Raw genomic sequence first — 6,579 nt, 5'->3', positions numbered from 1 at the left:
GTAGGTAACCAATCCACGAATATCAGAGTGGCCAATGCCCGAAGCTAAGAACTAGGCTCTTTCTAGATACTTTTCATTTTTTATCAGTTCGATTGTTTTTACTTGACAAAGGGCTTTACATATCAGTCATTTAGTTTATACCTAAAGGTAGCCACAGCTGTAATTGACGAAAACTGAAAAAAATCAAAAGGATACTTCGCCAAGAGTCTCGGTGAATTGAAACTGAGTTCAGCCTAAAACCTCGGAAAAAAGATAAATCTCATTGGTTGCAAGACAACCTGCTTCGATTTTCTATTTTTCATTCGGTTTTTTAACGGCTTCACATCTTAACTGAACACGCCCTAAACTCTATGCGAAAAAGATAGGCAGCTGTTTCGGCTTTAGCCGATTACAGATGAGAATCCCTTTGGGATAAATACTCCTAGCTTCAAAGGTATGGTATACCTTTGAAGGCAGGAAATAGGAGTTTGCCTTAGCAAACGTCCTTTACTTCTTCGTCGTATTTCCTATTTTGTCTAGGAGTTGCTTCAACAGTCCTTAGACTGTTGAAGCAACCTACAGCTATTGACACGAGTTCCCTCGTTTCATTTTCAACCTTGCCTACTTCGCTCTCGGATTTATAGGCTCAGGCTGAAACAGTTCACCGAACTGTTTCACTCTCCCAGACTAGTGGAGCAAGCACTAAAAGTAAACTAAACAGACTATATAACTTGCCTATCAAGGACTTTCTTATCTATTTAAAAAGTATTACGGTCGGTTTATACTCTTTAAAAATCAAAAGGATACGTTGTCAACTTGCCTCGGTGAACGCTAGTTCTACCTTCGCCTTCGTTTCCTAGTCTACTTTTGATTTTTATTGAGTATTAGACTGCGATAGCCTTATCGATTTTCAGCTTATTATGGATGAGGGATTTTTCCCTTTCGACCGTCTGAAAGCTATTATGGAGAGAAGCTGAAAGACCTGATTGAAAGAGCAATCAAGAAGTATCAGAAAGAGTAGAGAAACATATGAGTAATGACTTTTTACGCGCAGTAGTGTTGGCTGGTGATTATGGCTATATTCGCCAAATCGAAACGACTTTAAAATCACTCACCTATCACAATAAAAATCTTAAGATTTATATCTTCAATCAAGACATCCCTAAAGAATGGTTTGTGTATTATAAACAGTTTCTTAATCAGATAGGGAGCGACCTTGTGGATGTAAAACTGCTGAATGTAGCCCTGAATAAAGAATGGTATGCCGGTTTTAGTCACATCAACTTTATGGCCTTTGCCCGCTACTTTATTCCTCAGTTTGTAGTAGAAGATAAGGTCTTGTACCTCGATAGCGACATAGTCGTGACTTCTAGCCTGGATGAACTATTTGACCTCGATGTCTCTGAACATTACTTGGCGGCAGTGCGGTCCACCTTTGGTTACGGTGCGGGTTTTAATTCAGGCATGATGGTCATCAATAATCGGCGCTGGCGTGAAGAAAACCTGATGGAACAATTTATTACCTTGACTGAACAAGAAAAGGATACGATTCCTGAGGGGGATCAAACCATCTTAAACCGGTTGTTGAACCATGATATGATCTGGCTAGATGATACCTATAATTTTCAAGTCGGTTTTGATTATGGTGCCTTTACGTATCGCCATCGTCATCTATTTGACATGAAACTGGACCCGCTTCCTGCCATCATTCACTACATCTCTCCCGACAAGCCTTGGAATACGTATTCTTCTGGACGCCTGAGAGATGTGTGGTGGTCTTACCACTTTATAGATGGGGGGGGTAATTGTGGACAAATGGCGAGCGAGTACCAGTCCTATTCTTCCTATCCAATCAAAAGGAAAGATTATCACGCTGACGAATACCCATCTATTAGAACAGATAGAATATCTCGTAGAAGCACTGCCTGAATATGAATTTCATATTGCTGCTTTTACAAGTTTTCATGATGACATTAGGCGCTTAGCAGCAAGAGAGAATGTCTTTCTTCATCCACATGTCATCGGCTACTTACTAGAAGAGATGATAGCAGACTGCGATCTGTATTTGGATATCAATCATGGTGGGAAGCTGGATGAATTGCTGGAGCATGTGATGACGAACTCCAAACCAGTCTTATCATTTGATACGACCGCTGCCCCTATTTTTAACCAGTATCCATTGAAAAAGGACATCCTCCATACAGCACCGAAAGAGATGGTGGAAGCCATCACACAGGTAATGGAGCAAAAGTAGCAACCGCGATGAATCTTTCGCAAATAAGCCTCTTCAAAATGTGACTGTCATCTAGCGATGCTAGCCGCTTCACATTATTGGGAATAATCTGCTCATGGTTGATACTGACCAACTGTTGTGCAGGAGGTGGGATTCGAGAACGTTTAGTCCACCTAGATGTCGGCCTCTCGGATTTCCCTATCGTTCCCCTACGACAAATGCATGAAGAAAATTTTGTTTTCTGATAAGGATTTTTCATAGAATGTATATTTTTTATAGTTGTTCCACTTTAAAATACGTGATAAAATAGAAACATGACATATAGTATTGATTTTAGAAAACGTGTGCTGTCTTTCGTTCAGGAAGGCCACACCCGAACAGAAGCCAGCAAGCTTTTCGGTATCAATCCTTCTACTTTACGTAGATGGGAACAAAAAGTAAAAACAGAAGGGCACTTGCAGGACAAGCCTAGACAGCGTTCTCCCCGTAAACTTCCTAAAGACCAATTATTAGCTTACGTTGAGCAACATCCAGATGCTTATCTGCGAGAAATCGCAGAGCACTTTTCCTGTGCGATTAATGCAGTTTGGAAAGCTTTGAGGAAATACAATATCACTTTAAAAAAAGACGACACGTTATCGCGAACAAGACCCAGAAAAAATTAGACGCTACCTTGTTGTGCTATCTGTTCTCGTTGGTCTCCCTATTGTTTATATTGACGAGACAGGAATGGATACCTATCTATATCGGAAAAAGGGAAGAGCCAAACGAGGGGAGAAAGTCTATGGTAAGGTCAGTTTGTAGCCCCTATGATTTATAACCAAAGCATGACAAGTGATTTCTTTGTCAAATGGTTTAAAACTCAGCTATTGCCATCTTTAGATAAACCTCATATTGTGATTATGGATAACGCTACCTTTCATCCCAAAGCACGATTAGATGAGCTTTGCATAGATAACCAGCATTTCTTTTTGCCTTTACCACCCTATTGTCCTGAACTCAACCCGATTGAAAAAGCCTGGGCTAACCTCAAGAAAAAAGTCATGGAGTTACTGCCAAACTACAATTCGGTGACAGAATGCCTGAACGATGTTTTTTAAAGTGGAACAACTATATCATGAAACTTTGTTAGAATGTAGGTGACAACGAGGGCTAACCAATAAACATATGTAAAGATTGTAAAAAATGTATGTAGCTGGACAACAGGTATATACATTTTTTTCATGCATTTGTCGTGGTTCATACATAAAAATGATTGACAAACCAATGGAAATATGTCATAATATCATTATAAAGAAAGCGCTATCATCAATAATTTAGGGTTTCCTTATTGTATTGACTATTATGCTTGTTTTTTGTGGACAAGTTGTAAAGCTAATACTAGCTCTAATTCCTCAATTTTAGAAATAATGCCTCTAGTGATTGATAAACCATTGATATAGAATGGTATGATTATTGTTCATGTTAAAATAACAAGCTATTAACTGTACTACTTTAAGAAGGGAGGTTAGGAGTAGCCAATAGTTGTTATTTTGTGAATGTCATCTACTACTTATCATAAGTAGCGTGACAAGTTATATTTCCATATTAATTATAAGGAGGGTTTTATGAGAAAAATCAAGAAGTTGCTGTTAGTTGGTGTCTCAGTAGGTATTCTTTTAGGGCTAACCCCTGCTCCTGTTTTAGCTACTACTACTTTGAACCAGTTGGATTCATCTGTGTTAGGTGGTTGGAGTGAGGAGTTAGGGAATTTTACAAATAGCCAAGATAATGGAATCTCTGAGAGATTTGCTTTTCGCGCAGCACAGTCTCCTGTCCATGGTGGAAAACGTGAGGACAGATGGAATAGTGGTGGTGCAGAATCTAGGGCAGTCGGTTGGACAGTTTGGGAAGGTGTGCATCACTATACGAGAGCGCAGATGGTTGAATGGAAGGGCTTGGGAGGAGTTAGTGCCGATTCAGGTCGTATTTGGGGAACTGGAGGTACAAGGGCTTATTCTGGCTGGGTATATGAAGGAGAGCTTTTAACACATATTGCTAAGACTTTTTATGGAAGATAATGAAATATAAGTTCAGTATGAGGCTGAGCAAAACTCAAACCTTAACAAGAATATTGAGATAAGTTACATTATAAAACGCATAAAATCACGGTTTTTAGCAATGATTTTATGCGTCTTTTCTATTTGTAGAGTTATTTCTTAATCTTATACTGACTGGAGTGGGGTAGTTTATGCGGAAATTGAAAGAGATACTTACGTACATTCCATTGCTCATTTTACTAATAACTTTGTGGCTCAACTACTGCTACCAGAGGCAACAAGAGCTCATCATTTTAGAAAGTAATACTCTAAAAACATCGTATCATTTGCTCATATCTTCGGACAAGATGAACGATGTATTGAAACAAATGGAAGCATCTAGTAGCAACTTCTGGTTGATTAGAGAGATGAAAGATGGAAATAAAGAGGTTTTGAATATTTTTGCCAATGATTGGTTAAAAATTAGTTTTCCTCTGAAAATAGGTCGCTTATTATCTACGAATGATGTTTCGACAGCTCTTGTGGGGCAATCAGTAGAAACCATCCTTGAAGAGGGGAGGGAGTATGTTATTTGTTTTAATCAACGTTATGAAGTGATTGGGCGTATAGGGATGTTAGATAATAGCCCGCTCTCTAATACTGTGATAATTAGTGACAAACGATTTTTGTTTTCTGATGGAGAAGTCAGTCTAAATGGTGATTTTGAGGATTCTAAGTTAGTAGATTTGGGAGAAGTAGGGGATAATAGAGGAATTGAACGCCTTTTATCTTTATCGAAATTTGCTTTACTAATTCAAATAGGCACCCTGGTTTTAGTAAGTCTATCAACGATTATCTGGATTCATTTTTTTATTCAGAAAAAATGTATATGCTATCGAATTTACTATCTGTTAGGAAAAGACTATCAATCTATCTATCGGAAAGAGTTATGTAAACTATTTTTGATAAATAGTAGTATAATGGCTCTTTCTTTTGGATTGTTTGTTGCTATAAAAGAGAGAATGGATATATTGTTTCAATTTTTATTATTGATGGTTTTTGAGTTAATTTGTTTCACTTACTTTTTTTATAGAGGACTAGACAATGCAGATAAGTAGTAAACACGTAATGACCAAACGGAGGAAGGTTTTCTCATTATCTCTGCTTCATGGTGTGTCAATTGTTTTGGTAGTATTACTTACCAGCCTGATAACAATATCTAGCCAGTTATTATTAAAAAATAGTCAGGCTAGACATAACTTAAATCAGATGTCTCATGGATATAGTCGTTATACATTAATTGATACATTATTGGAAGATGCCGATTTTTATCAGTTTAGAACAGATAGAGAAAAACTCAACACTCTTGTAAATTTCTATAACAGTTTGTACCAGTCACAAGGATTTGAATTTTTGCCAACATTTAATCAACCACTCTTTATTCAATCATTTGATAAAGGGGAGAATTTTTTGTATAGTCGAGAAATAGATAATTTCAATCAAAGTACTCCGCAACCTATGGCAGTGAAATCCTTTCAAATTAGTCAGAAAGCATTTAATTTCTATCAACTGACCGTTGAGGAGGGAGAAGAGTTCGATTGGAAAAATATGACTTTGTCCAACTTAGAAAACTACCCTATTATTTTAGGTCATCACTACCGTGGTCATTATCAGGTAGGAGATAAGTTGGTTGCGGGATTTTATACGAAAGATGTGACCTTTGAGGTAAAAGGCTTTCTACCGCCAAATAGCTATGTGTATTATAAAGGGAATCCAGAGTTTTATCTGGATGATTATCTAGTTGTTCCTTATCCTCCTATCCTTGCAGCAGTCGGTGCAGATGACTTTTCATTTGAAGGTATTCTATATTTTGCGATGCTGAATAGTCAATTTGTAACGCGCTTGTCAGAAGGTGAGATGTTGAGGGTCATTCAAAGGTATTCTCATCAATCAGGTTTTGTAGATTATTCAATTATTGAAGTGGATGATTTTTTTATAAAATATGAGCAACTACTATCTGCTGTTACTTATTCTAGAATGCTGCTCATCATTTTATTGGTCGTTCTTAGTAGCCTTTTCTGCTATCTAATTATCAGTCTTTCAATACTAATATTGAGATACTATAGAGATAGCATTCGTGTGAGTTGGTTAATGGGGAACGATTTAAAAGCTCGAATTCTATTTAGAATTTGTTCCCTATATTACATGGTTTCTATATTGACATGCTTACTCATTGAAATCATTTTATTTAAAGACTTCCTTATCTTACCTTTTGGATTACTGGGAAATTTATTGTTGTATCTGGGGATTTATTCTATACTATGCAAGAAGACGGGATATAGTTAGGAG

Annotated in this window: 7 protein-coding genes; all 7 read left to right on the top strand. The window is 37.3% G+C overall.

Translation table 11 applies throughout. The annotated features are described in order from the left end of the window. Positions 1-1,008 precede the first annotated feature (1,008 nt). Entirely contained in the window at positions 1,009-1,908 is a 900-nt protein-coding gene (locus BVE84_RS04870) for a glycosyltransferase family 8 protein (RefSeq protein WP_142241939.1), read from the top strand. A gap of 112 nt (positions 1,909-2,020) precedes the next feature. Next, complete coding sequence (locus BVE84_RS10855) at positions 2,021-2,233, top strand: hypothetical protein (protein ID WP_158072003.1); 213 nt, start codon at positions 2,021-2,023, stop codon at positions 2,231-2,233. 293 nt (positions 2,234-2,526) lie between these two features. Beyond that, positions 2,527-2,877: an IS630 transposase-related protein gene (locus BVE84_RS11245; protein WP_076995940.1), complete on the top strand. Its 351-nt coding sequence runs from the start codon at positions 2,527-2,529 to the stop codon at positions 2,875-2,877. Positions 2,878-3,021: 144 nt separating this feature from the next. After that, positions 3,022-3,312 (top strand): transposase, encoded by a 291-nt coding sequence (locus tag BVE84_RS11240; protein WP_076995939.1) that lies wholly within the window; start codon positions 3,022-3,024, stop codon positions 3,310-3,312. Positions 3,313-3,819: 507 nt separating this feature from the next. Further along, positions 3,820-4,272 (top strand): hypothetical protein, encoded by a 453-nt coding sequence (locus BVE84_RS04855; protein WP_076995938.1) that lies wholly within the window; start codon positions 3,820-3,822, stop codon positions 4,270-4,272. 338 nt (positions 4,273-4,610) lie between these two features. Further along, positions 4,611-5,348 carry a hypothetical protein gene (locus tag BVE84_RS04850; protein ID WP_135017497.1) on the top strand — a complete coding sequence of 246 codons (738 nt, stop codon included), beginning with the start codon at positions 4,611-4,613 and terminating at the stop codon, positions 5,346-5,348. Continuing rightward, on the top strand, positions 5,335-6,576 hold the full coding sequence (locus tag BVE84_RS04845) for a hypothetical protein (RefSeq protein WP_076995936.1): 1,242 nt from the start codon (positions 5,335-5,337) through the stop codon (positions 6,574-6,576). Before BVE84_RS04850 ends, BVE84_RS04845 begins: the two co-directional genes overlap by 14 nt. Positions 6,577-6,579 lie beyond the last annotated feature (3 nt).

The sequence above is a fragment of the Streptococcus azizii genome, from assembly GCF_001984715.1.
Taxonomy (GTDB): domain Bacteria; phylum Bacillota; class Bacilli; order Lactobacillales; family Streptococcaceae; genus Streptococcus; species Streptococcus azizii.
The sequence above is the reverse complement of the archived record's forward strand: the minus strand, read 5'-3'. Positions and strand labels throughout refer to the sequence as shown.

Excerpts from the sequence above, each read along its gene's own strand:
- BVE84_RS04870 (WP_142241939.1), top strand. The coding sequence starts at position 1,009 with ATGAGTAATGACTTTTTACGCGCAGTAGTGTTGGCTGGTGATTATGGC.
- BVE84_RS10855 (WP_158072003.1), top strand. The coding sequence starts at position 2,021 with ATGATAGCAGACTGCGATCTGTATTTGGATATCAATCATGGTGGGAAG.
- BVE84_RS11245 (WP_076995940.1), top strand. The coding sequence starts at position 2,527 with ATGACATATAGTATTGATTTTAGAAAACGTGTGCTGTCTTTCGTTCAG.
- BVE84_RS11240 (WP_076995939.1), top strand. The coding sequence starts at position 3,022 with ATGATTTATAACCAAAGCATGACAAGTGATTTCTTTGTCAAATGGTTT.
- BVE84_RS04855 (WP_076995938.1), top strand. The coding sequence starts at position 3,820 with ATGAGAAAAATCAAGAAGTTGCTGTTAGTTGGTGTCTCAGTAGGTATT.
- BVE84_RS04845 (WP_076995936.1), top strand. The coding sequence starts at position 5,335 with ATGCAGATAAGTAGTAAACACGTAATGACCAAACGGAGGAAGGTTTTC.